At 58.6% G+C, this 23257-nt stretch carries 20 protein-coding genes; 7 read left to right on the top strand and 13 right to left on the bottom strand.

Features of this window, described 5'->3' with window-relative positions:
• The first annotated feature begins 4 nt into the window (after positions 1 to 4).
• The 4 genes from CLOEV_RS11250 to CLOEV_RS11235 all read left to right on the top strand — a co-directional run bounded on the left by CLOEV_RS11250 (position 5) and on the right by CLOEV_RS11235 (position 5857).
• Positions 5 to 367, top strand: a complete 363-nt coding sequence (locus CLOEV_RS11250; protein WP_034443781.1) for a VOC family protein — start codon at positions 5 to 7, stop codon at positions 365 to 367.
• Positions 368 to 855: 488 nt separating this feature from the next.
• The gene (locus CLOEV_RS11245) at positions 856 to 2223 is read left to right on the top strand and encodes an alanine/glycine:cation symporter family protein (protein WP_034443779.1); all 1368 of its coding nucleotides are present in this window, start codon (positions 856 to 858) and stop codon (positions 2221 to 2223) included.
• A gap of 199 nt (positions 2224 to 2422) precedes the next feature.
• On the top strand, positions 2423 to 4315 hold the full coding sequence (locus CLOEV_RS11240) for a hypothetical protein (protein WP_034443776.1): 1893 nt from the start codon (positions 2423 to 2425) through the stop codon (positions 4313 to 4315).
• Between the two features lie 162 nt (positions 4316 to 4477).
• A complete protein-coding gene (locus CLOEV_RS11235; RefSeq protein WP_034443773.1) occupies positions 4478 to 5857 on the top strand; it encodes an alanine/glycine:cation symporter family protein in 1380 nt (459 codons plus the stop codon).
• A gap of 56 nt (positions 5858 to 5913) precedes the next feature.
• Here CLOEV_RS11235 and CLOEV_RS11230 read toward each other — a convergent pair whose 3' ends face one another.
• The 10 genes from CLOEV_RS11230 to CLOEV_RS11185 form a co-directional block, all read right to left on the bottom strand.
• Positions 5914 to 6930 carry a homoserine dehydrogenase gene (locus CLOEV_RS11230; protein WP_008712950.1) on the bottom strand — a complete coding sequence of 339 codons (1017 nt, stop codon included), beginning with the start codon at positions 6928 to 6930 and terminating at the stop codon, positions 5914 to 5916.
• Positions 6931 to 7091: 161 nt separating this feature from the next.
• A complete protein-coding gene (locus tag CLOEV_RS11225) occupies positions 7092 to 8471 on the bottom strand; it encodes a V-type ATP synthase subunit B (protein WP_008712948.1) in 1380 nt (459 codons plus the stop codon).
• Between the two features lie 2 nt (positions 8472 to 8473).
• Positions 8474 to 10279 carry a V-type ATP synthase subunit A gene (locus CLOEV_RS11220; protein WP_008712945.1) on the bottom strand — a complete coding sequence of 602 codons (1806 nt, stop codon included), beginning with the start codon at positions 10277 to 10279 and terminating at the stop codon, positions 8474 to 8476.
• A gap of 145 nt (positions 10280 to 10424) precedes the next feature.
• Entirely contained in the window at positions 10425 to 11039 is a 615-nt protein-coding gene (locus tag CLOEV_RS11215) for a V-type ATP synthase subunit E (protein ID WP_008712943.1), read from the bottom strand.
• A gap of 105 nt (positions 11040 to 11144) precedes the next feature.
• A complete protein-coding gene (locus tag CLOEV_RS11210; protein ID WP_008712941.1) occupies positions 11145 to 11453 on the bottom strand; it encodes a V-type ATP synthase subunit F in 309 nt (102 codons plus the stop codon).
• Between the two features lie 16 nt (positions 11454 to 11469).
• Complete coding sequence (locus CLOEV_RS11205; RefSeq protein WP_008712938.1) at positions 11470 to 11895, bottom strand: ATP synthase subunit C; 426 nt, start codon at positions 11893 to 11895, stop codon at positions 11470 to 11472.
• A gap of 95 nt (positions 11896 to 11990) precedes the next feature.
• Positions 11991 to 13961 (bottom strand): V-type ATP synthase subunit I, encoded by a 1971-nt coding sequence (locus CLOEV_RS11200; protein ID WP_008712936.1) that lies wholly within the window; start codon positions 13959 to 13961, stop codon positions 11991 to 11993.
• Positions 13952 to 15049: a V-type ATPase subunit gene (locus tag CLOEV_RS11195; protein WP_008712935.1), complete on the bottom strand. Its 1098-nt coding sequence runs from the start codon at positions 15047 to 15049 to the stop codon at positions 13952 to 13954. The genes CLOEV_RS11200 and CLOEV_RS11195 overlap by 10 nt, the downstream gene beginning before the upstream one ends.
• A 5-nt stretch (positions 15050 to 15054) precedes the next feature.
• Complete coding sequence (locus CLOEV_RS11190; protein ID WP_008712933.1) at positions 15055 to 15396, bottom strand: ATP synthase F0 subunit B; 342 nt, start codon at positions 15394 to 15396, stop codon at positions 15055 to 15057.
• A gap of 52 nt (positions 15397 to 15448) precedes the next feature.
• Positions 15449 to 16066 (bottom strand): V-type ATP synthase subunit D, encoded by a 618-nt coding sequence (locus tag CLOEV_RS11185; RefSeq protein ID WP_008712931.1) that lies wholly within the window; start codon positions 16064 to 16066, stop codon positions 15449 to 15451.
• Positions 16067 to 16259: 193 nt separating this feature from the next.
• On the opposite strand from CLOEV_RS11185, the gene CLOEV_RS11180 reads away from it, so the two are divergent.
• The 3 genes from CLOEV_RS11180 to CLOEV_RS11170 all read left to right on the top strand — a co-directional run bounded on the left by CLOEV_RS11180 (position 16260) and on the right by CLOEV_RS11170 (position 20087).
• Positions 16260 to 17264, top strand: coding sequence for a nicotinate-nucleotide--dimethylbenzimidazole phosphoribosyltransferase (locus tag CLOEV_RS11180; protein ID WP_034443770.1), 1005 nt, complete (start codon positions 16260 to 16262; stop codon positions 17262 to 17264).
• A gap of 71 nt (positions 17265 to 17335) precedes the next feature.
• On the top strand, positions 17336 to 18805 hold the full coding sequence (locus CLOEV_RS11175; protein WP_034443767.1) for an FAD-dependent oxidoreductase: 1470 nt from the start codon (positions 17336 to 17338) through the stop codon (positions 18803 to 18805).
• Positions 18806 to 18983: 178 nt separating this feature from the next.
• A complete protein-coding gene (locus CLOEV_RS11170) occupies positions 18984 to 20087 on the top strand; it encodes a nucleoside hydrolase (RefSeq protein WP_051485051.1) in 1104 nt (367 codons plus the stop codon).
• A gap of 9 nt (positions 20088 to 20096) precedes the next feature.
• Here CLOEV_RS11170 and CLOEV_RS11165 read toward each other — a convergent pair whose 3' ends face one another.
• The 3 genes from CLOEV_RS11165 to CLOEV_RS11155 are packed head-to-tail and all read right to left on the bottom strand — an operon-like array spanning position 20097 to position 23094.
• Positions 20097 to 20975 (bottom strand): M23 family metallopeptidase, encoded by an 879-nt coding sequence (locus CLOEV_RS11165; protein ID WP_051485050.1) that lies wholly within the window; start codon positions 20973 to 20975, stop codon positions 20097 to 20099.
• Between the two features lie 16 nt (positions 20976 to 20991).
• The gene (locus CLOEV_RS11160) at positions 20992 to 22839 is read right to left on the bottom strand and encodes a ferrous iron transporter B (protein WP_008712920.1); all 1848 of its coding nucleotides are present in this window, start codon (positions 22837 to 22839) and stop codon (positions 20992 to 20994) included.
• On the bottom strand, positions 22840 to 23094 hold the full coding sequence (locus tag CLOEV_RS11155) for a FeoA family protein (protein WP_008712918.1): 255 nt from the start codon (positions 23092 to 23094) through the stop codon (positions 22840 to 22842). It abuts the gene before it with no gap.
• Positions 23095 to 23257 lie beyond the last annotated feature (163 nt).

The following is a 23257-nucleotide window of genomic DNA, read 5'->3' as shown; positions in this document are numbered from 1 at the left end:
CGCTATGAAATTCACATTCAATCACTTTAACTTTAACGTTCTCGACCTTGAACGGAGCCTGGCCTTCTATGAAAAGGCGCTCGGCCTTAAGGAGGCGCACCGCAAGGAGAGCGAGAACTTCACGCTCGTTTACCTTGGCGACGGAGTCACCTCTTTCGAGTTGGAGCTGACATATCTCTTTGACCGTAAGGAGCCATACGGCCTCGGCGAGGCGGAGTTTCACCTCGCGATGCATGTGTCGGATTTTGAGGCGGCGCATAAACTCCATGAGGAGATGGGCTGCATCTGCTACGAAAACAGCGATATGGGGATCTATTTTATCGAAGATCCCGACGGATACTGGATAGAGATAATACCTGGGAGGTAGGGAACCACTGATTATATGCACCATCCGCGTCACAGGCAGCCCCCGACCGTGGCTCCAACGTATACGAATACGCCTCCGCCCCGCTCAGGGACTGCCTGTTTAGCGGCTGGCACATCTAATCAGCGGACGATGCGTCAGGTTTTATACGACAAAGTGTATTAATTAGTGTTTTTGTAGATTCTCACCATTTTAACCTGCAGCGGTCCGGGGGCTTAAAGCTTCCGGACCGCGTTTTTTTGTACGTAAAAACAAAAGCGGGGCCGCGGACGGCAGTTATTGATTGATTCTTTGTTTGATATAACAAGAAAATGATAAAATGTCTTTTAAAGACAGATAATAATTTACAATTTTCCCTTTCGATACTATAATCCAGATATCGAGCGTTTCGCGATTTAATATATATCTGTGGATAGCCCGATGAGCGCCATAATGTTTAAGCAACAGTATAGTTTGTCTTAATTATCTGAAGAACAGGAGAGGATTTTTCTATGGATCAGTTAACAGCACTGGTGTCAAAGGCCAACAGTTTTATTTGGGGGCTTTATTGTCTCATCCCGCTTCTCTGCGGTACCGGGCTCTACTTTACCCTGCGGCTGAATTTTGTCCAAATACGCAAGTTCGCGATGGCTTTTAAGTACACCTTCGGGCAGCTGACGATTTTTGGTGAGCGCGCGGGCAAGGACGGCATGAGCTCCTTCCAGGCGCTCGCGACGGCGATAGCGGCTCAGGTCGGCACGGGAAACCTCGCCGGCGCGGCGACGGCGATCGCGATGGGCGGCCCCGGCGCCATCTTCTGGATGTGGATCGCGGCCTTTTTCGGAATGGCGACGATCTTCGCGGAAGCGGTGCTCGCCCAGGTCTATAAGGAAAAGATGCCTGACGGCGGCGTCGTCGGCGGACCGGCTTATTACATTTCACGCGGCCTCAAGAGCAACGGCCTTGCGGTATTCTTCTCGGTGGCCATCATCATGGCTCTCGGTTTTATCGGTAATATGGTGCAGTCGAATTCGATCGCCGATGCCTTCAACAATGCTTTCGGCGTGAACCGCCTCCTTATCGGCGTCATCGTCGCGGCGATCGGCGGCTTCGTCTTCTTCGGAGGAATGGGCCGTATCGCCTCTATCACGGAAAAGATCGTCCCGATCATGGCGGCCGGTTATCTCCTCGGCGGCCTGTACATCCTTGTGACCCATGCCTCGCACATCATCCCGGCCTTCGGCATGGTCTTTGAGGGCGCCTTTAATCCCGCTGCGGCGACAGGCGGCCTTATCGGCGCAACGATGAAGGAAGCGATCCGCTACGGCGTCGCGCGCGGCCTCTTCTCAAATGAGGCCGGCATGGGCTCCACTCCGCACGCCCACGCCGTCGCCAAGGTGAAGGACCCTGCCGAGCAGGGCTTCGTCGCCATCATGGGAGTCTTCGTCGACACCTTCCTCGTCCTTAACATGACGGCTTTCGTAATCTTTGTCACGGGCGCCATCGACGGCAAGACGAGCGGCATCGCGCTTACGCAGAGCGCCTTCTCGACGGGGCTCGGCTCCTTCGGCCTCCCGTTCGTCGCGATATGCATGTTCTTCTTCGCCTTCTCGACGATCGTCGGCTGGTACTTCTTCGGCGAGCAGAACGTCAAGTTCCTCTTCGGCAACAAGGGACTTACTCCATACCGCATAGTGGTCATGGCCTTCGTCGTGCTCGGAGCCACGCTTAAGCTTGACCTCGTCTGGGAGCTTGCCGACTTCTTCAACGGCATCATGGTCTTCCCGAACCTTATCGCCCTTATCGGCCTGAGCAAGGTCGTGAGCGAGGCTCTCAACCATTTCGACGACCAGGGACGCCTTAAGGCGAACACGAAATAACCGATCGAGCCTTTAGTTTAAGAGAGAGCGCCGTCCCTGCGACGGCGCTTTTTTCTTTTTCCTGGCGGAGTGACGATACAAAGGGCAAACTTGTGATCCAGGCCGTTATGCGTAGCGGCGCGGGGCGGGTTTCCCGCTGTCCGCCGCCGCGCTTAGAGACTATCCTTTTTGTGAGAAATATTTTACGAAGAGGTGTGTCATGAAGAGATTATCCAAAACAATATATATAGCGGTTATTTTGTTTCTGGCGGCGGCCGCCTGCCCCGCCGGCGCGGAAAGCGCCACGGTGACCGAGATCGGCAGCGCCGGACAGTTGGCGGCCTTCCGCGACAGCGTAAATGCCGGCGATGACTACAGCGGCGTAACCGTCCGCCTTACCGCCGACATCGACCTGAAAGATGCCGATTGGGTCCCCATCGGGACGGCGTCAGCGCCGTTCGGCGGCAAGTTCAACGGCGCCGGCCATACGGTCAGAGGACTGAAGGTCGCCGCGCCGCAGTCGTCCGCCGTGCCCGTCGGAACGGTGGAATATTCCGGCGCGGCGCTGTTCCTTATCCTCTCCGGGGCGCACGCCCAAATAGCCAACCTTACCGTCGAGGGGACGGTGACGAATACCAGACAGCGGAGCAACCTTCTCTCCGGCGGCATCGTCGCTTACGCCGGGCCGGAGACGGTCATCTTTAATTGTAAAAACTTCGCCTCCGTCTCCGTTTCCGGAAAGGGGGGCGGAGGATACTTTGGCGATGAGGACCACGCGATCGCCGGCGGCGTCGTAGCCCACCTTGAGGGCTATGCCGTCAGCTGCGTCAATTACGGCGCCGTAAACAGCGCGAGCACCTCCACCTACAGCATCGCCGGAGGGCTTGCGGGGCGCGTCAAAGGCTATGTGCTGTCGTCCCGCAACGAGGGGGCGGTCTCGGTCAGCGATGTCGGCCTCGTGCAGAACATCGCCGGCGGCGTTGCCGGTGTCGGCGAAGGCGGGGTGCTCTACGACGCTGCAAACAAGGGGAGCATATATTCCTCAAACGTCGGGGGCGGCGTCATGGGTTTCACCTACGGCACCTCCATCCAGAACGCCCTGAACTTCGGAAGCGTGGGAGGGACGGGGCAGAGCGGCGGCCTGATAATATCGGGAGGGATCATCGGCAAGGCGTATAACGGCGCCTCGGCGGTGAACTGCGCAAACATGGGAGCCGTGGGCGCCGCGGGGACTCCGAACTATGCCTACGCCGGCGGTATCGCCGGATGGTGCAATTCCGGCCCGAACTCGGTGGAAAACGTCTTTTCCAATTGTTCCAACAGCGCCGCGGTATCGGGCGGGGGGCAAACGGCGGCCCGGGTCGGCGGTCTTATCGGCGAGATGGGCAAGAGCCTGCTCACGAACTCGGCAAACAGCGGCGCGGTCGACGCCGGAGGAAAGGCCTTCGCCGGCGGCCTGGTCGGCAACAAACTTTCCAACGCCGACGTCTCCGACTCCGTTTATCCGAGCGGCTGCGACGCGGTGGCCTACGGCACGCTCTCCGCGAGGGACTGCGTTCCCTTAAGCGGCGCTCGGCTTGCCGGATTTGTGACGACCGTGATACCGTCGTTTTCCGCATCATATCTTACTCTCGCCGTCGGGGAGGCACGGACGCTGCCGGTCGATCTGAAGACCTATCCCGGCACTCCCGCCGACGGGGGCGAGTTTTATTCCATCGTTTCCGCAAGCGCCGAGCCCCCGGCCTGCCTATCCGTAACCGTGGACGGCCGCGCGGTCACTGCGGCGGGGGCGGCGAAGGGGGAGGCGCTGCTGACGGCGCAGATTGCCGGCTACAGGAGCAGCCTGGACGGCGGCGTTGACAAAAGCGGCGCGAAAACGGCGCCGCTCTCGGCCCTGGCCGTCGTGAACGACGCCGCGGCCTCTCCCGACGTTCCGCCCGTCTGGCCCGACATTCCGCCGGTCGTTTCGCCCGATGTCTCCCCCGTCCCGCCCGACGGTCAGGACACCCCGTCAGAGCGGTCGTCATCCTCAGGATGCACCGCCGCCGGCGGTTGGGCGTTTGTCAGCCTGATCACGCTGCCTATGGCCGTCTATCTTTACAGAAAAAAATAGGGCTGATAATGATTATTTACGACATTTCAAAATAAAAATAAGTGAGATGGTCGATTATGTTAAAAATTATCTATAAGCGACCCTTTGATTTGCTTTACATGGCAGTAATTTAATGCTGCTCTTTCCGCATCTAAATAAAAACAGATGTGGAGGGGTAGTATTGTGGAATGGTTTGGGAAGCTCAACAGTTTCGTAAACGGCATCGTGTGGGGGCCGTGGATGCTCGCGCTGCTGGTCGGCACGGGTATCTGGCTCACGATCGTCCTGCGTTTCCCGCAGCTGCGCTACTTTGCCCTGATGTTCCGCGAGGTACTTGGGAATATCAGAAAGAAAAATGAGGGGGCGGGGACGATCTCCTCGTTTGCCGCGATGGCGACGGCACTGGCGGCTACGGTCGGCACCGGAAACATCGCCGGCGTGGCGACCGCCCTCCACCTCGGCGGCCCCGGCGCCCTCGTCTGGATGATGTTCTCCGCCATCTTCGGCATGACGACTAAGTTCAGCGAAGTTACGCTCGCCGTCCGTTACCGTGAGGAAGACGGAGCGGGAAGCTATCGCGGCGGCACGATGTACATCCTTGAAAAGGCGCTGGGCATGAAGTGGCTCGCGATGATCTTCGCGGTCTTCACGATCCTCGCCTCCTTCGGCATCGGCAACATGGTGCAGTCCAACTCGACCGCCGAGGGCATATCGATGGGATTCGGCGTCTCGCATCTGGTCACCGGCGTCGTGATCGCGGCGATCGTCGGGCTCGTTATCTGGGGCGGCCTTACGAGGATCGCCACCGTCACGGTCTACCTCGTTCCCTTCATGGCGGTGTTCTATATACTTGGAGCGCTTGCCGTAGTGTCCGCTCACTTTGATGCGGTCCCTGGGGCGATAGCTAACGCCTTCCGCGGCGCTTTCTTCGACCCGATGGCTCTGCCGGGGGCGCTGGCCGGCTGGTCAGTCAAGATCGCCATCACGCGCGGCATCTCCCGCGGCGTATTTTCCAACGAGGCGGGACTCGGCTCCGCGCCGATGGTGCACTGCGCCGCCCGCACCGACCACCCCGTACGCCAGGGGCTTTACGGGCTGTTTGAAGTCTTTATGGATACGATAATCATCTGCAACCTCACCGCCCTCACGATCCTCGCGACGGGAGTGCTGACGGGGCAGCCGGAGCTGACGGGCGCACAGCTATCGCTTGCCGCCTTCAGCGCGGTGCTCGGCCCCAGCGGCATCATGATCCTTTCGGTGGCGCTCGCGCTGTTCGCGCTTTCAACGATACTCGGCTGGTACTGGTACGCGGAGACGGCACTCGTCTATATCACGAAGAGCAGCGCGATGATAAAGCCGTTCAAAATATTCTGGATGGTGCTGATCGTATTTGGCGCGTGGGGCGGCAGCGACTTTCTCGCGAACCTCTGGGATCTCTCCGACACTCTCAACGGGCTGATGGCGATCCCGAACCTCATCGGGCTGCTGCTGCTGACGAAGGAGCTGCGCTTCCTCGTCAATGATTTTGACAGCAAGCTGAAAAGCGGAGAGCTGAAACGCTGAATTTATAATCCGATCATACAAAAAATGGAGCGGGCCTCTGCGGCCCGCTCCGTTTTTTACCTGCTCATCCTTATCATATCAGAGAGGAGCGCCTGTCCGGTTTCACGGCGTCCCGCCCCGGGACCGACCAGGGTGATCTCTCCCAGGTTGTCGGTATTTACGGTGATGGCGTTTGTCGCGCCGCCGATCGCGGCCAGAGGATGCGTTAAAGCGATCTCCTTGGGCATCACGTAGGGGTGCATGCCGAAGCTGTCAAAGCGGATGCCGGCGACGAGCTTTATCGTGAAGCCGCTGCGCCGTGCCTCGGCGATCTGCTGCGGCGTCACCTGGGTGATACCGATGCGCGTGACGTCCTTCACGGCGACGTCCTTGCCGAAGAGGATCTTCGCGAGTATGACTACCTTTACCGCCGCGTCCCAGCCCTCGACGTCGCCGGAGGGGTCCGCCTCGGCATATCCGAGCGCCGTCGCCTCGGCGAGCGCGTCGGCGTAGGTGGAACCCTCTCCCATCTTCGTGAGGATAAAGTTCGTCGTGCCGTTGAGTATCCCCTCAAGGCCGAGGACGGTGCAGCCCGCGATGCCGTTCTTCATCATGTCGATGAGCGGCGTACCGCTCATGACCACGCCCTCATAGCAGAGCTTCGCGCCGCAGTCCTTCTCGAGCCGGCACAATTCGTCGAAGGCCACGGCGATCGGTCCCTTGTTCGTAGTCGTGACATTGATGCCGCGCGACAGCGCCGCCTTGAGGTGCGCAAGCCCCGGTTCTCCCGTCTTGAGATTGGTCGGCGTACACTCGGCGAGGACGGTGGCTCCCGATCGGTCGAGCAGCTCTTCAAAATGGCCCGCCGCCTGCGCCAGCGCCCCAAAGCTGCGTTTGCCGTGGATCTCGTCAAGGAGCTTTCCCAGATCGAGGCCGTTGGGGTCCATCACGATGCCCTTCATCAGATCGCTGACGAGGACCACCTGATATTCAAAGCCATACCTTTCCTTCAGCTCGGCCTTTTTCTCGTGCAGTATCTCAAGCAGCGCGGTCCCGACATTGCCGCAGCCCGCCAGTGCGATATTATTTATCATTGCGTTCCCTCCATAATCATAAATTGTGAATATAATTTCAGAATTATATCATAAAACGAACGTTGTCAACATATAATCATAGGAAGCTGACATAGATTCTGATATATAAAAGCCCGCTGCCGATCAGCAGCGGGCGGTTGGTCGTGTCGCTCAGTATTGCGCTACTGCTCTTTCTTCTTTATGTGCTCTTTGATGTCGGCGAGGCTGACGCGCGTCAGCTCTCCCGCCGGCAGCTCTCCGAGGATGTCCCATGCCATATCGAGCGAGTAGCCGATCTCGCGGTCTTCCTCTTTCCCCTGTTTGAGGAATCGGTCCTCAAAGACGCGTCCGAAGGCGAGGAAGGCTTTGTCGGTCTTTGAAAGTTCGTCCTCTCCGACGACTCCCGCGAGCGAACGTACCTCCTGCACCCTGCTGTAGGAGGCGAAGAGCTGGCTCGCTACGCTCGGATGGTCCTCGCGCGTGTACCCTTTGCCGATGCCGTCCTTCATCAGGCGCGAAAGGCTTGTGAGGACGTCTATCGGCGGGTAGATGTTTTTCGCGTCGAGGTCACGCGAAAGGACGATCTGACCTTCGGTGATGAAGCCGGTAAGGTCGGGGATCGGGTGTGTGATGTCGTCGTTGGGCATCGTAAGGATCGGTATCTGCGTCACGCTGCCCTCTCGCTCGCGCACGACGCCGGCGCGCTCGTAGAGCGAGGCCAGGTCGCTGTAGAGGTAGGCGGGGTATCCTTTGCGGCTGGGCACTTCTCCCGCGGCGACGCCGAGTTCGCGCAGCGCCTCGCAGTAGCTCGTCATGTCCGTCATGATCACGAGGACGTGCATGCCAAGCTCGTAGGCGAGGTATTCCGCGGTCGAGAGCGCCATTCTCGGCGTGGCGATACGCTCGATGACGGGGTCGTCAGCCAGGTTGAGGAAGGTGACGATGTTGTTGGAGTGGCCGCGCGTCGATAGTTCCTGCGTGAAATAGGCCGCGTCGTCGTGCTTGACGCCTATCCCCGCGAAGACGACGGCAAATTCTTCGGAGCCCACGACCTTCGCCTGCGTCGCTATCTGGACGGCGAGCTGGTTGTGCGGCAGTCCGTTGCCGGAGAATATCGGCAGCTTCTGGCCGCGGATCAGCGTCGTCAGCGTGTCGATGGCCGAGATCCCCGTGTGGATGAAGTCGCGCGGGTACTGGCGCGCCATCGGGTTCAGCGGCAGTCCGTTGATGTTCACGCGCTTGCCTCCGTAGATCTCGCCGCAGCCGTCGCGCGGCTCGCCGAGTCCGTTGAAGGTACGGCCGAGCATGTATCTTGAGAGGTGCACTTCGAGCGGTTTACCGAGGAAGCGTACCTTCGTCGTGTTCGGCACGAGCTCTTCCGTTCCCGTGAAGACCTGGACGAGCGTCGCCTTTTCACTGAGCGATTTGACCTGGCCGTGGCGGCGCACTCCTTTGCCGTCGCGGATGTCGACAAGTTCTCCGTAACCGACGCCGCTTACGTTCTCAACGAGTATAAAGGGCCCCTCTATATCTTTTACGCCTATGTATTCGGGCTGCGCCATGCCTATTCACCACCCCTTAATTTTCTTGTGCGTTCCGCGGCGACGCGTTCAAGGTGCGCGTCTATGCGTTTGCGAAGCTGGTCGAAGCCCTCTTTGTCCTCCGCCGCGAGTTCTCTCAGGTGGGTTATCGAGTCGATAGACTCGTCGTCCTTTATCAGAGAGATGGGGATGTCCTTATGGACAAGCTCCATCGCCTTGTGGTGAAATTCGAGGATGACGGAGAGTATCTCAAAGCCCTTCATCGGCGGCGAGTATGAGTCGGAGCCGAAGGAGTTCTGCTGAAGGTAGCCGTTCTTTATCAGAAAGGCCGTAAAGGCGATGAGCCTCTGGTCGTCTGGAAGAACGTCCTCTCCGACAAGTTTTATGACCTGCTGTATCTTGTTGTCTTCCGCGAGGATGTTGCGCACCTCTTCACGAAGTTCGCCCCAGCGCGCGTCGACGTTGGTGCAGAACCAGCCGTCGACCTCCGCGGCGTACTCGCTGTAGGAGTCCGTCCAGGAGATGGCGGGGTAGTGGCGGGCGTTCGCGAGGTTCTTGTCGAGTCCCCAGAAGCAGCGGATGAAGCGCTTGGTGTGGCGCGTTACAGGCTCCGTGAAGTCTCCTCCCGGAGGGGAGACGGCGCCGATGACGCTGACGCTTCCGTTTTCGCCGCCGATGGTGACGACGCGTCCCGCGCGTTCATAGAATTCCGCGAGGCGGCTCGGCAGGTAGGCCGGGAAGCCCTCTTCCGCGGGGATCTCTTCAAGTCGTCCCGACAGTTCGCGCAGGGCCTCCGCCCAGCGTGAGGTCGAGTCGGCCATGATCGCCACGTCGTAGCCCATGTCGCGGAAGTATTCCGCGATCGTGATGCCGGTATATATGGAAGCTTCGCGCGCCGCGACCGGCATGTTGGAGGTGTTCGCGATCAAGATCGTGCGCTCCATCAGCGGGCGGCCGGAGCGCGGGTCTTCCAGCACGGGGAACTGCTCGAGGACGTCGGTCATCTCATTGCCGCGCTCTCCGCAGCCGATGTAGATGACGACCTGCGCGTCGCCCCATTTGGCGAGCTGGTGCTGGGTGACTGTCTTTCCGGTGCCGAATCCTCCGGGGATGCAGGCGGTGCCGCCCTTCGCGAGCGGAAAGAGGCCGTCTATGACGCGCTGTCCCGTGACGAAGGGCTCGTTCGGCAGGAGCCTTTCACGGTAGGGGCGCGGCGTGCGCACCGGCCAGCGCTGGATCATCGGAATGGAGACCTCGCGTCCGAAGGCGTCCTTCACCCTTGCGACGTCGCTGTTGGCGTGGTGCTTTCCGGAGGGGATTATCCAAGTGATCTCGCCCTCAAAGTTGGGGGGCGTCATTACCTTATGTACCAGCAGCGGCGTCTCCTGGATGGTCGCCAGTACCATGCCGCCGGAGACGAGGTCTCCGACCTTGGCTACCGGAGTCACGTTCCAGAGGCGCTCGCGGTCTATCATGTTTACCGAGGTCCCCGGCGAAATGTACATGCCCTCTTTTTCAAGGAGCGAGTCCAGCGGGCGTCCGATGCCGTCGAAAAAGCTGCCTATCAGTCCGGGGCCGAGCTCGATCGAGAGAGGTTCGCCGGTGCCGGTCACATCCTCGTAGATGCGCAGGCCGTCGGTGTCTTCGTAGACCTGGATGGTGGCGTTGTCGCCGTCCATCTTTATTATTTCTCCCATCAGCTTGTGAGGACCGACCTTCACGACCTCCCGCATTCCGAAGTCGCGCATGCCGTTCGCCTTTATGACGGGGCCGTTGACGAATTCGACGGTTCCCTGATGGAGATTTTGCGAATTATTTTTAAGTTCCAAAGGCTATTCCTCCTACGTCAAAAGCATCCGCAGCCTTGCGGCCTACGGTAGTTCCAAGTGTTCGCGGCTACGACAGAAGCATTCGCAGCCTTGCGGCCTACGGTAGTTCTTAGTGTTCGCGCTGCGCGCGAACAGGCCGCTGCGGCTACAGCAGAGGCAGGAGGCGTTCCGCCAGAGAATCCGCCATCTCTTGGGTAATGCTCTGCCAGTCCATGTTCACCTGTCTGTGCCCGTCCGCCGTGGCCACCCAGCAGCCGCCCAGTATGGGAGCCGGATCGGGGTCGAACGTAAGGGTGAGTTCATGGTTGAAGGCGAGCGTCTTCGCGATCACTTCGTCGGCTAGGGCCAGATCTACCGCCGAAAGCCTCAGTTTGAGCGGTGTCTTGGTGCCGAGCGATTCGACCGCGTCAATACACATCCCCGTCAGGATGTCAGAATAGTCCGCGCGCTCTCTGAGGTGTACCAGCTTGTCCTGAAGGCGTCCCATAGAGTCCGAAAGTATCCGGTTTTGCAGACGTAATGTCTCCGTTGATTTTTCACGTTCAGCGGAGAGTATCTGGCGGCGGCGGATGTCCTCCGCGCGCTTGCGCGCGTCCTGGAGGATGAGGTTCGTCTCGCGCTGGAGCTTTTCTGTCTCGTGCGTGAGCCAATCGTCCGCCTCGCGGCGGCCCTGCGCCATGTTGACCTTTTTCTCGTTGTCGGCGCGGTCCAATATTATATCTCTAAGATTGCTTATCTTTTCGTTTGATACTTCCTTCATCACGTTTCACCTCTTAATTTAGTCCTAGTTCTGCTCGAAGCATGGCCGCTTCGGAGGTAACGGCGAAAGCCGGCAGCCGGGGGATGGCCCCGTCCGCCAGTCCCGTCACATCTTTACCCCGATAGCTTCCTGGACGTATCTCGTCAGAAAATCAGGTCCCCTTTTGGTGCCGAATCTGTCGGGTATCTCGACTACAAGCGGCAGGTCTCCGCGTTCACGCAGCTGCTGAATGATCTCCTCCGCCATCTCGGCCGCTTTTTCCGTGATGGCGAGTATAGCGAGGTTGCGCATCTTCAGCGCGGCTTCGATAGCTGCGTATGTTTCATCGGGAGTGTGAACGAGCGTCCCTTCGATTCCGGCCAGACGCATCCCCACAAGGGAGTCATGATTGTCGCTCACAAGGTAGGCCTTCATGGACGTTTATGTCCGCCTACAGCCGCTGGATTATAAGCAGTGAAATGATGACGCCGTAGATGGCGATACCTTCCGCAAGTCCGAGGTAGATGAGCGTCGTTCCAAGCATTTCCGGCTTTTCACCGACGAGTCCGAGGGCCGCGGCGCCGACGTTGGCGACGGCAAGTCCCGCGCCGAGGCAGGCGATGCCCGTGGCGCACGCCGCCGCGATGAAGCCGAGTCCGGCTCCGACCGATACCTCTTTAGCCGCCGCCGCGCCCTCCGCGGCGAACGACGTGCCCGAGAAGAGGGCAAGCACCGCTCCCGTGAAGACTAGAAGCGCCGAGAGCCCCAGTACGGTCGCATAGATTTTCCTGCCGCCGCGGAATCCCTTACGCTGGAGTATATATCCGGCTGTCATCAGAGTTACCACCGTACCGCAGCTCAATATCAATCCAAACATGAAAAATCTCTCCTTTTCTTATGCTCTTTAAAATTGTTAAATCCTGATTTTGTAATCAAATAACTTCTATGGTGTCACAAATGACGTTTTTTTATTTACAGGTCCTCCGCGTTGGCCCTGGAGTATTTGCCTCCCTCTTTTTTCCAGCCAACAGGTTTGAAGGCGTTGCCTCCTCCCTTGTAGAATTTCCCGAAGAATTCGTAGTATTCTAGACGCAGCGTCTGGATAAATACTATCAAACCCTCAAGGCAAACTATGACCACGTTGCCGATGATCAAAATTATCCCTTTCATCACGATGCCTCCGGGCAGAGCGCGGACCATCTCGGAGAGCATGATCACCGCGAGCGAGAGCCCCACGTGGTTCAGGGCGAAGGCTGCCAGTCGTACGAACGACGCCGTATTGGAGACGAAGGACATCAGGTTGTGCATTATTTCAAAAAGGTTCAGCACGGGAGATTCCCCCGCGCCCTTCTGACGCAGCAGGTAGCGCGCGAGGATGTCGCGGAAGATCATCACGCCGATGAGTACGCCGATGCCGCCCCACATGAGGTCAGCCGTCAGTTCCGTTATCGGCGAGCCGGTGATGTATATCATGCCCAGGGCGCAGAGCGTCCAGTAGAGCGCGAGCCCCGCCAGCCCCTGCCCGTCGAAGAGCAGCCGGCCGAAATCTTTCGCCCTGTACTGTTTTATCATGTTCAGTATCAGCCCGAGGCTTATCATGAAAACGCCGAGGCCGATCGAGACCGCGAGCAGCTTGTTGACGTCGTGCATCGGGTTGAGCCATATTTCCGGTATGATGCCTTCGATGCCGAAGATGCTTCCGTACATCAGTCCGAAGAACATGGACGATACTGAGGCCATCTTCATGACCTGCCCGAGCGAGCGGCGCATGATGCCGCGCTTCACGAGCAGTATCGACCCGAGGAATATCATCAGGCCGTGTCCGATGTCTCCGAACATGAATCCGAAGAAGAGGATGAAGGAGATGGCGACGAATGGCGACGGGTCTATCTCTCCGTACGAGGGGAGGCTGTACATCGCGACGATATCCTGGAAGGAACGGAAAAGCGCGTTGTTCTTGAGCTTTGTCGGGATGCGTATCCCCGTGTAGGAGATATCCTGTGTCTCCTCGACCATCAGCGTCGTCATCGGCGCCTCTTCCGCGATCGTCTTGCGGATCTCCGCGTAGGTGTCCGCCGGTATCCATCCGGAGAGGACGAACATGCCGCTCACTTCGCCGCGTCCCTTGCAGACGTCATAGACCCTCTGCATCGTATAGAGCTGTGAGAAGAGCAGTTCGTAATCCGCCCTGTGTTCGCGCAGCATATCCTTGGCCGCCTTCGCGAGGCCGCGGATCGCCCGCTGATGGTTTGCGATGCGTTTTTCTACCAGGGAGAGAGGGTCGTCCCCGTCGAGCTGTCCGGCGATGTCTTTAAGAGAGAATTCTTTGAAGTAGACCGCTTCCAGCAGTTTCTTCGTTGATTCTTCGTATCCCGGTACGGTGATTATCAGCGCCCAGGTGTTGCCGTTTGAGACGGTGAGTTCGTTGATCGCGATCGGTGATTCTTCGCCGCTCTCCGTCAGCCTCTGGAAGTTTTCGTTCGAGAGGTAGCCGAAGAAGGTCTTCGCAAAACGCCCCGCGGCGAGCTCCTTCGGGCCGAATTCCGTTCCCGAAAGCGCCTCGACGAAGAGCTTTGTCGCGCAGAGCAGCTCCTCTTCCTCGATGAGTACGCGGCGGCGCTGCTCCCAGACCTGAAGCCTTTTGGAGGTCTGATCCACGAGCATACGCGCGCGCGTCAGCGTGAAATCCTTTGTGATGGTGACCGGCTGCGGGTCGGGTACGGGCTCTCCCGCGACCTTCCATATCGTTGAGATCTTAGCTACAAGCTCATCGTACGGGTTCTCGGTCTCGGTCGTAAGCTTGGAGCGCAGCGACCTGTCGTTGATGAGAATATCAAGCGGCAGAGGCTGGAAACCGCCAGTCAGAACCATCTGACGGGCGACCGGCTCCATTTCGGACTGCGGTCCGATCATGGTCAGAGCGACCATTTTCATTACTGCCATGCGGGTTCACCCCCATTGATTATCGGCCTGATAAGGTACTGGGCCGCGGAACGGCGGTCATAATCGTAGCGCACGTCCTCTATCATTCGTATTATATCTGTAACCTCGTGGTCCTTCAGCATGAAGTAGGCGATCGCGGTGTGGAAGCCGGGCACGCCGTTTCTCAATATCGAAAGGGCCTTCAGGTAGTTGTACCTCTTTATGGACATCTCAAGGGCGAGCTCCTTGTCGTCCTCTGCAAGAGCCTCACGGAATATTTTCCCGTAGGTGGGGAAGTATTCTTCCATCAGCGCGATGCGCTCCTCCCAGCTCGGCCCCTTCGCCATCTCGCGCAGGTGATGAGCCTTTACCTTATATTTGACCGGAAGCATGCGGCTTATCGTCTCTTCGATGGTCATGTTGTAATACCACATGCAGCGGTGGAAATGATAGAGGTTCAGCAGATCCACACGCGAGCCGAAGAGCGGTTCGAGCACCTTCCGCTCGTCCGCCGGGAGCTTTTTGATGTCGTTGTAAAGATCCATCTCTACCATATTGTCTATCGCCAGCTCAAGGGAGAAGAGTGAGCTTTCACCGTTTATCAGGCGCCGCACCGGCTCCCGCAGCACCTTGTAATACTTTGTATCGCACAGCGTCTCCAGCACCTCTTTATAGTCCCGGCAGTTCAGAAGCGCCTCGTAGGGCAGCTTTGACCCGGGAACGCGGAAGAGATGCTGGCGCATCATGTCGCGGTCCAGCCTCTTTGAGTGTATCCAGCGGAAGATGCTCTTCAGCTGTTCCGACTCATACCAGCTAAGCCAGTCGAGAAAAAACTTCCGCCATACGCCGAGCAGATAGAAGAGAAAAGAGTCCGCCTCCGCAAGTATGGAGGAACGGACCGCGTTCTCAAGGTCGATACGGTGTACCTTCGCCGGAAGCAATGTCTCCAACTGATCTTTATAGCCCGTCGTCTGCTTCAGAAAGGCGGCGATCTCCGCGGTGGAATTGAGGCCCAACAACGCCCAATACTCCTCAGCCTTCAGAAGCTGGCTGTAGAGGACGTGCGCCTTTACCCCAAGCGCGGTCGCGGAGCCGTGTGAAGATGACACTAAATTCAGCCTCTCTTCTTTGAAATGAAGCTCTCGGCGGTCTCAGAGACGATGGAATCGATCACAGCGTCCACGTTTTCTTCAAAACGCTTCTGCATACGCGTCCGCTCTTCTTTGCCAAGGCCGGCGATCTGGGCCGCCTCGGTCTTCGCGGAGTTGAGCGCGGTCTCCATAATGCCCTTTGCCTGCTCCCTGGCGGAAGCCATCTGGTTTGTGCGCTCCGCGGCAAATTTATCCTGCGCGGTGCGAAGCAAAGATTCGGCCTCGTTCTTTGAATCGTCGACGATCCTCTTCGCCTCCGATTCCGCTCCCAACAGAACTGCCAGAACTTCGTGCAGAGTACTCATTGCAAAATTCCCTCCCTGATTTATGAAAGCGTTGTGGAGCCGCTGAGTCCCACTATTCCTTTATCTTCTTCTGCGCGAGCTTCATTCTGGTGAAGTCCTCGCGCTCTCCCTCCTCAAGTACGTCGCTGATAAAGCTGATCTCAGCTTTGTCCTGAGGGATGACTACCTTCTCAAGCGCGTTGACTCGTCTGTGGGTCTTTCGTATCTGTACCGCCAGGCGGTAAACGCTCGTTTCGATCTCCGCAAGCTGCGCCACCAGCGCCATCACGCGGCGAAACTTGGCGTAGGCCGCGTCCATCGCCCCCGACGAGCCGTGGAAGGAATAACTTGGTATGGTCTCCGCGCTTAACGGGTCGACGTCGGGGATCTCGACGCCCATCACCGAACGCAGCCTTACCGTAATATTGGACGTGACCGGGACAGACTCCGAGATATCCTCGACGGTGTCAATGCCGAGAGATATGTTGGCCTTTTGGAGCGCCTCGTATGCCTCCTTGAATATCTTGGAGACGTCCTCCTGAAGTTTTTTCGCCGAGTCTATGTAGTGTACCAGCTCCATCATCAGCACCTGACGCTTCTGGTCGAGAAGATCGTGACCCGACTGGGCCATCGCCATGTCCCTCGTGAGTCTGACAAGGTTTCCTCGTGTTGGTGCAAGTTTTGAAGCCACGAAATTTCCCCCTCAAACAATAGATAACGGTGAAGCACAAATCCCTTATCTATTATATAATCTATCAATCATGGCTATAAAGGCCATAAAACGATTGACACCGCACAAAAAGATAACCCTCACTCAGCGTGGGGACAGTCTATAGTGCATTTTAACGCTTAAACGAAGCTACGTACAGGGGGAAAATTAAGTAATGTTTCTGTTGTTTATCAGCGAGACGGCGCTGTCAAAAGTTCCAGGGCTCTCCGCCGCCGGAGCCAATCTTGACGCACTGCCCTATACCGCGCCGGCCGACGCGGACATGCTTTTCTATGACCGGCCAAGGGTCGCGGCCTCTTTGCCCTTCGATCCGTTCGGCCATCCATCGCCGGCGCTCATCACCCGCGCCTCCCTGCTCGAGGCCGGCTTTGACGCCGCCACCGTGAGGGTCGGGACCTCGATAGCCCCGGCCTCGCCTCATGAGACAATCTGCGAGGAGACGGGGCGCGACATGCGCGTCGAAACGGCGGTGCCGCATTACGAAGAGATCGCCCGAAGATCGGCGGCGCTCGCCGGAGCCCTTGATAAGAAAGTGAAGCAGGTCGTGCTCGCGGAATCCGTTCCCGGCGGCACGACGACGGCGTTGCTGGTACTGCGCGCCCTCGGGCACGCCGGCACCGTCTCTTCGGCGGGACCGGAGAACCCGCTTCCTTTAAAAGAACAGATCTGGCGCGACACGGCAAAACGCCTGGGCATCGAAGCCGGCGGACTTAAAGGACTGGGCCTCCGGGCAGCCGCGGAGCTCGGCGACCCCATGCAGGTGGCCGTCGCCGCCTATGCCGCAGCGCTTCCGGATGACGTGGGGGTAACGCTCGCCGGCGGCACGCAGATGATGGCCGTCGCGGCGCTGCTGCGCGACATGGGCTGTACGAAGGACCTCCTTGTGGCGACGACGAAATATGTACACAAAGACCCGACGAGCTGCCTGGAAGAATACGCCGCCAAGATCGGCGTGCGCTGGTACGCGGCTCCGCTAGACTTTACCGGCTCGCGCTTCATCGGCCTTGCCGACTACGAGAAAGGATTTATAAAAGAGGGCGTCGGCGCGGGAGGCGCGGTCTGGTATGCGCAGCGGCTCGGCGTCTCTATGGAAAGGATACAGTCGCGCACGGAGGCTCTTTACGAAAAGATGCTCGCATCAGAGGCGTCCGCCGGTTAGCTCCGTAAGTAAATGTCCGCCGCGCGGAAATATACGGCGCGGGACGGGGACAGCCAGGGAGGAGATTGAAGATGGCTGATGTTGTGATCGTCGGCAGCGGCGGAGCCGGGCTCACCGCGGCGATCGCCGCGCGCGGGGCCGGCGCCGGCGTTACGGTAATATCAAAGACGGAGGCGGCCGTCGCCTCCTGCACGGCCTACTCTGCCGGACTTTTTTCTCTGGCCTGCGGCGGAGTTTCGCCGCGGGAGCAGTACGAAAAACTCTTAAAGACGGGTTACGGACTCAATGACCGTGTGCTGCTCAAGACGCTCACCGAAGAGAGCGGCCCCGCGCTTGAGGAACTCGCCTCCTGGGGAGTGACGCTGAAATTCAGCAAAGGACGCGCGAGCGCCCGCGCCGCCGCGAAAAACGGACTCATGGGCGGCAGCGGCCTGGTGGAGCAGCTCGTGCGGATAGCCAAAGACAGCGGCGTTAAATTTGTCGAATGGTCCGCCGCGCGCGAAATATTTATCCGCGGAGGACGCGCCTGCGGCGTCTCCGTGACCGACTGGCGCGGCGGGAAAAGCTCCGCGCTTCACGCCGACGCGGTCATCCTCGCCTCCGGCGGAGCGGGGCGCCTCTACAGCCACACCGACAATCCCGAACGCATGACCGGCGACGGCTATGCGCTCGCGCTTGCCGCCGGGCTCAAACTGCGCGACATGGAATTCGTCCAGTTCTATCCCGTCGGCTGGGCGCAGGAAAACTTTCCGATGTGGATGGCCGACACCACGCTGGGAGACTTCATCCGCGTTACCGACTCCGAAGGGCGGGAATTTCTGCCGGAGGCCTACAGAGAATGGGGCGTAAAAGACGGCAAAGAATGCAACTACTACGCCCGCGACAGGCTGTCGCTGCTGCTTGCGCAAAAAGACCGCGAGGGCGGGGCCTACGCCCATATAGAGGAGACCCCCGCGGAACTGTGGGACGACCCCGGGTTTATCTACGCGCTCACGCTGCCGCGGGAATTTTTCCGGGGACGCAAAGAGCCGTTGCGCATAGCGCCGCTGGAACACTACTTCTGCGGCGGCGTCGAGATCGGGACCTGCGGCGAGACCGCCGTTGACGGCCTCTACGCCTGCGGCGAAGTGACCGGCGGCATCGACGGTGCGAACCGTATGGGCGGAAACGCGCTCGCGCACATAGTGACCTTCGGCCTGCGGGCGGGCCGCGCCGCGGCCGGACACCCGCGCGAGGCCTGGCAAGGACTTACCGCGAGAGACGAAATAGAGACCGTATCCACGGACGGACGCCCCGTCTCTGAAATTCGCGAAGAGCTCCGGGAAAAAGCCTGGCAGGCGATCGGCCCCATCCGCCGCGCGGCGGAAATAGAAGATTTCCTCCTATATATAGAGTCGCTGAAAAAAGAAAAACTGAAGGCGGAAACCCCGCATGAACGCCTCCTGGCCCTGGAAATGCCCGGACTCCTCGCCAGCGCCGAAGCGGTGGCAAAGGCCGCGCTGGCAAGAAAAGAATCCGTCGGGGCGCATTATGTGATATGAGAGAGGCTGAAACTCATAAAGTATTGAGTTTTCAGCGAAGGGAAAATATCAAATACCACCGATGCGGCAACGGACTTTGGGCAGTACGGCTGTTTGCGTTGATCGCCTTTGAGCAATCTCTATTCGTGCCTGTTGGTGTATAATACCGCCAAAATAGAGAGGCGGGGGAGTGCTGCGAATGTTTGTCGGCGGTGATTTGTGCCGTATTTTTTTACTTGCGCTGGCGGTTTTACTGTTATCTTTTCCTGCGTGCGCGGAGAGCTGTCCTAAAGAGAAAGAGCTTGTCATCCTCGATACGGACATGGTGGAGCTATACGATGACGGCATCGCGATGCTGATGCTTGCGGCCTCGCCGGAAATCGAGCTGTTGGGTGTAACTGTTGTGGCCGGCAACACGTGGGTGGAAGAGGGGACAGCCTATGCGCTGCGGCAGCTGGAAGGCGCCGGCCATGCCGCTTCCGTGCCGGTGGCGATGGGTAAAAACGCCCCGCTGAGAGAGGGGCGTCTCGGCAATATGAAAAAAGAGCGTGAACTCTTCGGCTTCGGCCGCGACGACTGGCAGGGCGCGGGCGGATATGCCAGGCCCGAATCGTGGCGCGCCGTCTACCGCGGCACTTATAAAGCGGAACCGAAGTTTGCCCCGATCGAACAGCACGCCGTCGATTTCATCATCGAACAGGTTAAAAAATATCCCGGCAAGGTGACGGTCGCCGCTATCGGCCCCTGCGGCAATATCGCCGAGGCGGTGCGCAGGGCCCCGGAGATAATACCTTTGATCAAGCGCATTGTTTATATGGGAGGAGCCTTTTTTCAGGAGGGCAATGTTACGCCCGCCGCGGAATTTAACTGTTGGTTCGACCCCGAAGCGGCAAAGATCGCCTTTCGAAGCCCTTTCAGGGAGCAGATAATCGTTCCGCTCGATGTCTGCGAAAAGGTAAAGCTCTCCGCCAAACGCTACGCCGAGACTGAAAAAAATATAAAAAACCCTATATTCAGAGAGATGCTGCGCCGTAATTTCCGCCATGAGAAATTCAAGGCGGACCCGGATTATGTCACCTATATATGGGACACGATCGTCTCCGCGATCATCATCGATCCCACGATAATCACAGAAGAGACGAGTCTGCCGATCGACGTAAACGACAGCTATTCACTTTCCTACGGGCAGACGCTGGCCTTTAAAGGGGGCGCTCCGAAGGGAGCTCAAACGGCCCGCATCGTGCTTTCCGTCGACGAAGAAAAGTTATGGAAGATGATCTTTGAAACTTGCCGCAATCTATAGCATTTTGACCTAATCTTCCATCAATCCCGCCGGGTCGAAGAACTCTCCGCGCCAGGCGGCGCTGAAGTGGAGGTGGGGGCCGGTGACGCGTCCCGTCCGGCCGGAGAGGCCGAGGATGTCTCCGGCCTTTATCCGGTCTCCTTTTTTGACATTTACTTTTGACATGTGGCCGTAGAAGGTGACTAGCCCCGCGCCGTGGTCGAGGTAGACGCAGTTGCCGGCGAACCAGAAGTTGTTACCCGCAAGGACGACGATACCGTCGGCCGCCGCCTTGACCGGCGTTCCCTCTTTTGCGCGCATGTCGACGCCGCCGTGGCGGCCGCGGAATTCACCGTTAAAGTAGCGGCTCTTGCCGTAGACGGAGCTGAAGCCGCCTGGAACTGGGCGCACGAGCGGCAGCTTGGGCGCGCCTCCCGCGCTGTTGCTCTGCATCGCGGCGCGTCCGAGTTTTGCCTCGCGCGCTATACGCTCCGAGAGCTCTTTCGGCGGCGTGACTTTCGATGGGGCGACGGTCAGTTTTTCCACGGGGTATTTACGCGGAGACAGCTTTATCAGGTGTTCGATCTTTTCTCTTTTTCCGCCGGCGCTGAATGAGACGGTGAGCGGATTTGGCCCGGGCTTGGCGTTTTTCAGGTCCGTACCGGTCAGGACGGAATATCTTTGTCCGCCTTCGGTCTCTTCGGGCGAGAGCAGGGATTCGTGTCCCTGCCACGACAGGCGCAGGTCGGATATCTCTTCGCCAGTGACCTCCACCGTTACGACGAAGGGCTGGCCGATCTCGGCCAGGGCCGGCGCGCCGAGCGTCACGTCGGCTCCGGCAGGGGCGGCCGCCGTCATTAAAAGACCGCAGAGGATCATTGCGGAACGGACGCGCAGGCGGCGAAACATATCCCGGCCCCGCCCCTTACAGCGCGTTCAATATGAGGTTCAGCGCCGCGCCCGTTATCAGCGCCGCGGAGAGCATGATCGCGCTGCTCTGGAGCATGCGCCTCACGCCGAGCTCTTTCCACATGACGACGAATGTCGCGATGCAGGGAAAGGTCATGGAGAGGACGATGACCGCGACGAGCATCTGCTGGGCCGTGAGCTCAAGCGGTATGAGCAGCCCCATCGCGATATCCTTGCGGAAAAGTCCCATTACCACCGGCACTGCGGTCGCGGGCGGCAGCCCCAGCACCGTTTGGAAGAAGGGAGCGAGCGCATCCCCGATCCATTCCAGCAGGCCGACGGTGTCTAATATATTGACTAACAGGATGCCTCCGAGCACGAGCGGCGTCGCCTCAAGAAAGAAGTCTTTGATGCGGAACCATAATTTGCTCATCCATGCTTTGGGCGAGGGCAGGCGGTACGGCGGTATCTCCACGATCAGCTCGGGGCTGTAGCCGGAGAGCGTCAGATGCATGAGGCGGCCCAGTATGAGCCAGACTATGAATAATATAAGGTACACAGCGCCGACGTATCTCATGCCGAAACCTCCGAGTGTAGAGGCCAGCATCGCCTGTATTGAAACACAGGGAACGCCGACGGATATCAGCGTCGCCGCGATGAAACGCTCCCGCTTCGATTCCAGGACGCGCGTCGCCAATATCCCCGGCACGTTGCAGCCGAAGCCGAGCAGCGTGGGGATGATGGCGTAGCCGTGGATGCCGAAACGGTGGAGCAGCGCGTCAAAGACGACGGCGAGGCGCGGCAGGTAGCCGAAATCCTCAAGGAACGAGAGCACGGCGTAAAAGGCGATGATATAAGGCAGCACCATGCCGAATTCTACGTAGAAGCCGGTAGAGAGCACTCCCATGCTTTGCTCGAGGTCTATGGAGCCGTCGAAAAGTTTCCCGATCAGCAGCGCGCGCAGGTAGCCGTCGCCGAAGAGGCCGCTCAGCTTCTCAAGAAGCGGCAGCCAAAAATTTTCAAAGATCGGGTCGAAAATGTAGCTTATGAGCCCCTCGCCGACAAAACGGATAAGCGTGAAGCTCAGCGCGAGCACAAGAAAACCCATCAGTCCGCCGATCACGGGGCGGGCCGATATGTCCTCGATCCGGTCTAGCAGAGTATGGTGGCGGTGCGTCACCGTCTGGACGCCGGCGATGATCTCCCCGATCTTTTGCCAGCGCTCTTCTTTCGTCATCGGTTCTATGGGGCTGACGCGAGCCTTTTCAAGCCCCTCGACCAGGGCGCTGATGCCGCTGCCGGTCGTCGCCACCGTCTGGTATATGGGGACGCCGAGCTCGTCTTCGAGTTTTTTCACGTCGAGTAGAATGCCTTTGTGGCGCGCCTCGTCGGTCATGTTCAGCGCCGCGACGGTCGGTATATGATAGGCCAGCACCTGGAGCGCCATCACGAGGTTCCGTTCGAGCGCCGTCGCGTCGATGACGAGTATGACCTTGTCGGCCCCCTCGCCGATGATCCGGCGCGCGATCTCCTCGGCCTCGTTCGTCGGGTCCAGCGTGTAAGCGCCGGGAACGTCGATCAGGTCCCCGCAGATGTCCCCGTGTTTTATGAGCCCCTGCGTAAAGCCGACGGTAGTGCCGGGGTAGTTTGAAGAGAGCGCGTGTACGCCGGTGAGGCGCGAAAAAAATACGCTCTTCCCGACGTTGGGATTCCCCATCAGGAGGATGCGTATTCGTTTGCGGCAGTCGCAGGCCCGGTCGTTATGGTTATCCTTCACGTCCTCCAAAGCGGACGCTGGGCGGCGCGCGCCGTCTTTTTTCTGATCATTTTTTTCAAGGCATAATTTACAGTCTTTGCAGCTCATCTATTTTTCCCGCTCGCCCCTGATCTGCCGCGAACCGGCGCTCTCGATCTCAATATGTTCGGCGATGCTGTGAGACACCGCAAAATGTCGTCCCTCGAGCATCACCGTCACCGGCCCTCCGAAGGGCATGCACGATATCTTTTCTATCTCCTTGCCGCTTCGCAGCCCAAGCGCCTCCAGGCGCTGGGCAGCCTCTCCCTCAGGCAGCGTTTTTATGACGGCCCGCTCCCCGCTCTTCATGCTTACAAGATTCATCTATACGCTCAACTCCAAGAGTATGTCAACTTTGTTTAATTAGTAAATGCTAACGCAACCGCTCTAAAATTGTCAAGCAGCGAGGCAAGATGCCGGTTCCCCGCCGCCCCTCTTCTAAGGTATAATTATAGCGATAATTTATAAAAAAGATATTCTTTTGGTT

Source organism: Cloacibacillus evryensis DSM 19522, assembly GCF_000585335.1.
Taxonomy (GTDB): Bacteria; Synergistota; Synergistia; order Synergistales; family Synergistaceae; genus Cloacibacillus; species Cloacibacillus evryensis.
This window is presented reverse-complemented; position numbering and strand designations above follow the sequence as displayed.

Bases quoted from the DNA above. Each gene is read 5' to 3' on its own strand.
- CLOEV_RS11155 (WP_008712918.1), bottom strand. From the start codon at position 23,094: ATGAATCTTGTAAGCATGAAGAGCGGGGAGCGGGCCGTCATAAAAACG.
- CLOEV_RS11175 (WP_034443767.1), top strand. From the start codon at position 17,336: ATGGCTGATGTTGTGATCGTCGGCAGCGGCGGAGCCGGGCTCACCGCG.
- CLOEV_RS11190 (WP_008712933.1), bottom strand. From the start codon at position 15,396: ATGAGTACTCTGCACGAAGTTCTGGCAGTTCTGTTGGGAGCGGAATCG.
- CLOEV_RS11170 (WP_051485051.1), top strand. From the start codon at position 18,984: ATGTTTGTCGGCGGTGATTTGTGCCGTATTTTTTTACTTGCGCTGGCG.
- CLOEV_RS11210 (WP_008712941.1), bottom strand. From the start codon at position 11,453: ATGAAGGCCTACCTTGTGAGCGACAATCATGACTCCCTTGTGGGGATG.
- CLOEV_RS11250 (WP_034443781.1), top strand. From the start codon at position 5: ATGAAATTCACATTCAATCACTTTAACTTTAACGTTCTCGACCTTGAA.
- CLOEV_RS11160 (WP_008712920.1), bottom strand. From the start codon at position 22,839: ATGAGCTGCAAAGACTGTAAATTATGCCTTGAAAAAAATGATCAGAAA.
- CLOEV_RS11205 (WP_008712938.1), bottom strand. From the start codon at position 11,895: ATGTTTGGATTGATATTGAGCTGCGGTACGGTGGTAACTCTGATGACA.
- CLOEV_RS11230 (WP_008712950.1), bottom strand. From the start codon at position 6,930: ATGATAAATAATATCGCACTGGCGGGCTGCGGCAATGTCGGGACCGCG.
- CLOEV_RS11215 (WP_008712943.1), bottom strand. From the start codon at position 11,039: ATGAAGGAAGTATCAAACGAAAAGATAAGCAATCTTAGAGATATAATA.
- CLOEV_RS11165 (WP_051485050.1), bottom strand. From the start codon at position 20,975: ATGTTTCGCCGCCTGCGCGTCCGTTCCGCAATGATCCTCTGCGGTCTT.
- CLOEV_RS11245 (WP_034443779.1), top strand. From the start codon at position 856: ATGGATCAGTTAACAGCACTGGTGTCAAAGGCCAACAGTTTTATTTGG.
- CLOEV_RS11225 (WP_008712948.1), bottom strand. From the start codon at position 8,471: ATGGCGCAGCCCGAATACATAGGCGTAAAAGATATAGAGGGGCCCTTT.
- CLOEV_RS11240 (WP_034443776.1), top strand. From the start codon at position 2,423: ATGAAGAGATTATCCAAAACAATATATATAGCGGTTATTTTGTTTCTG.
- CLOEV_RS11200 (WP_008712936.1), bottom strand. From the start codon at position 13,961: ATGGCAGTAATGAAAATGGTCGCTCTGACCATGATCGGACCGCAGTCC.
- CLOEV_RS11180 (WP_034443770.1), top strand. From the start codon at position 16,260: ATGTTTCTGTTGTTTATCAGCGAGACGGCGCTGTCAAAAGTTCCAGGG.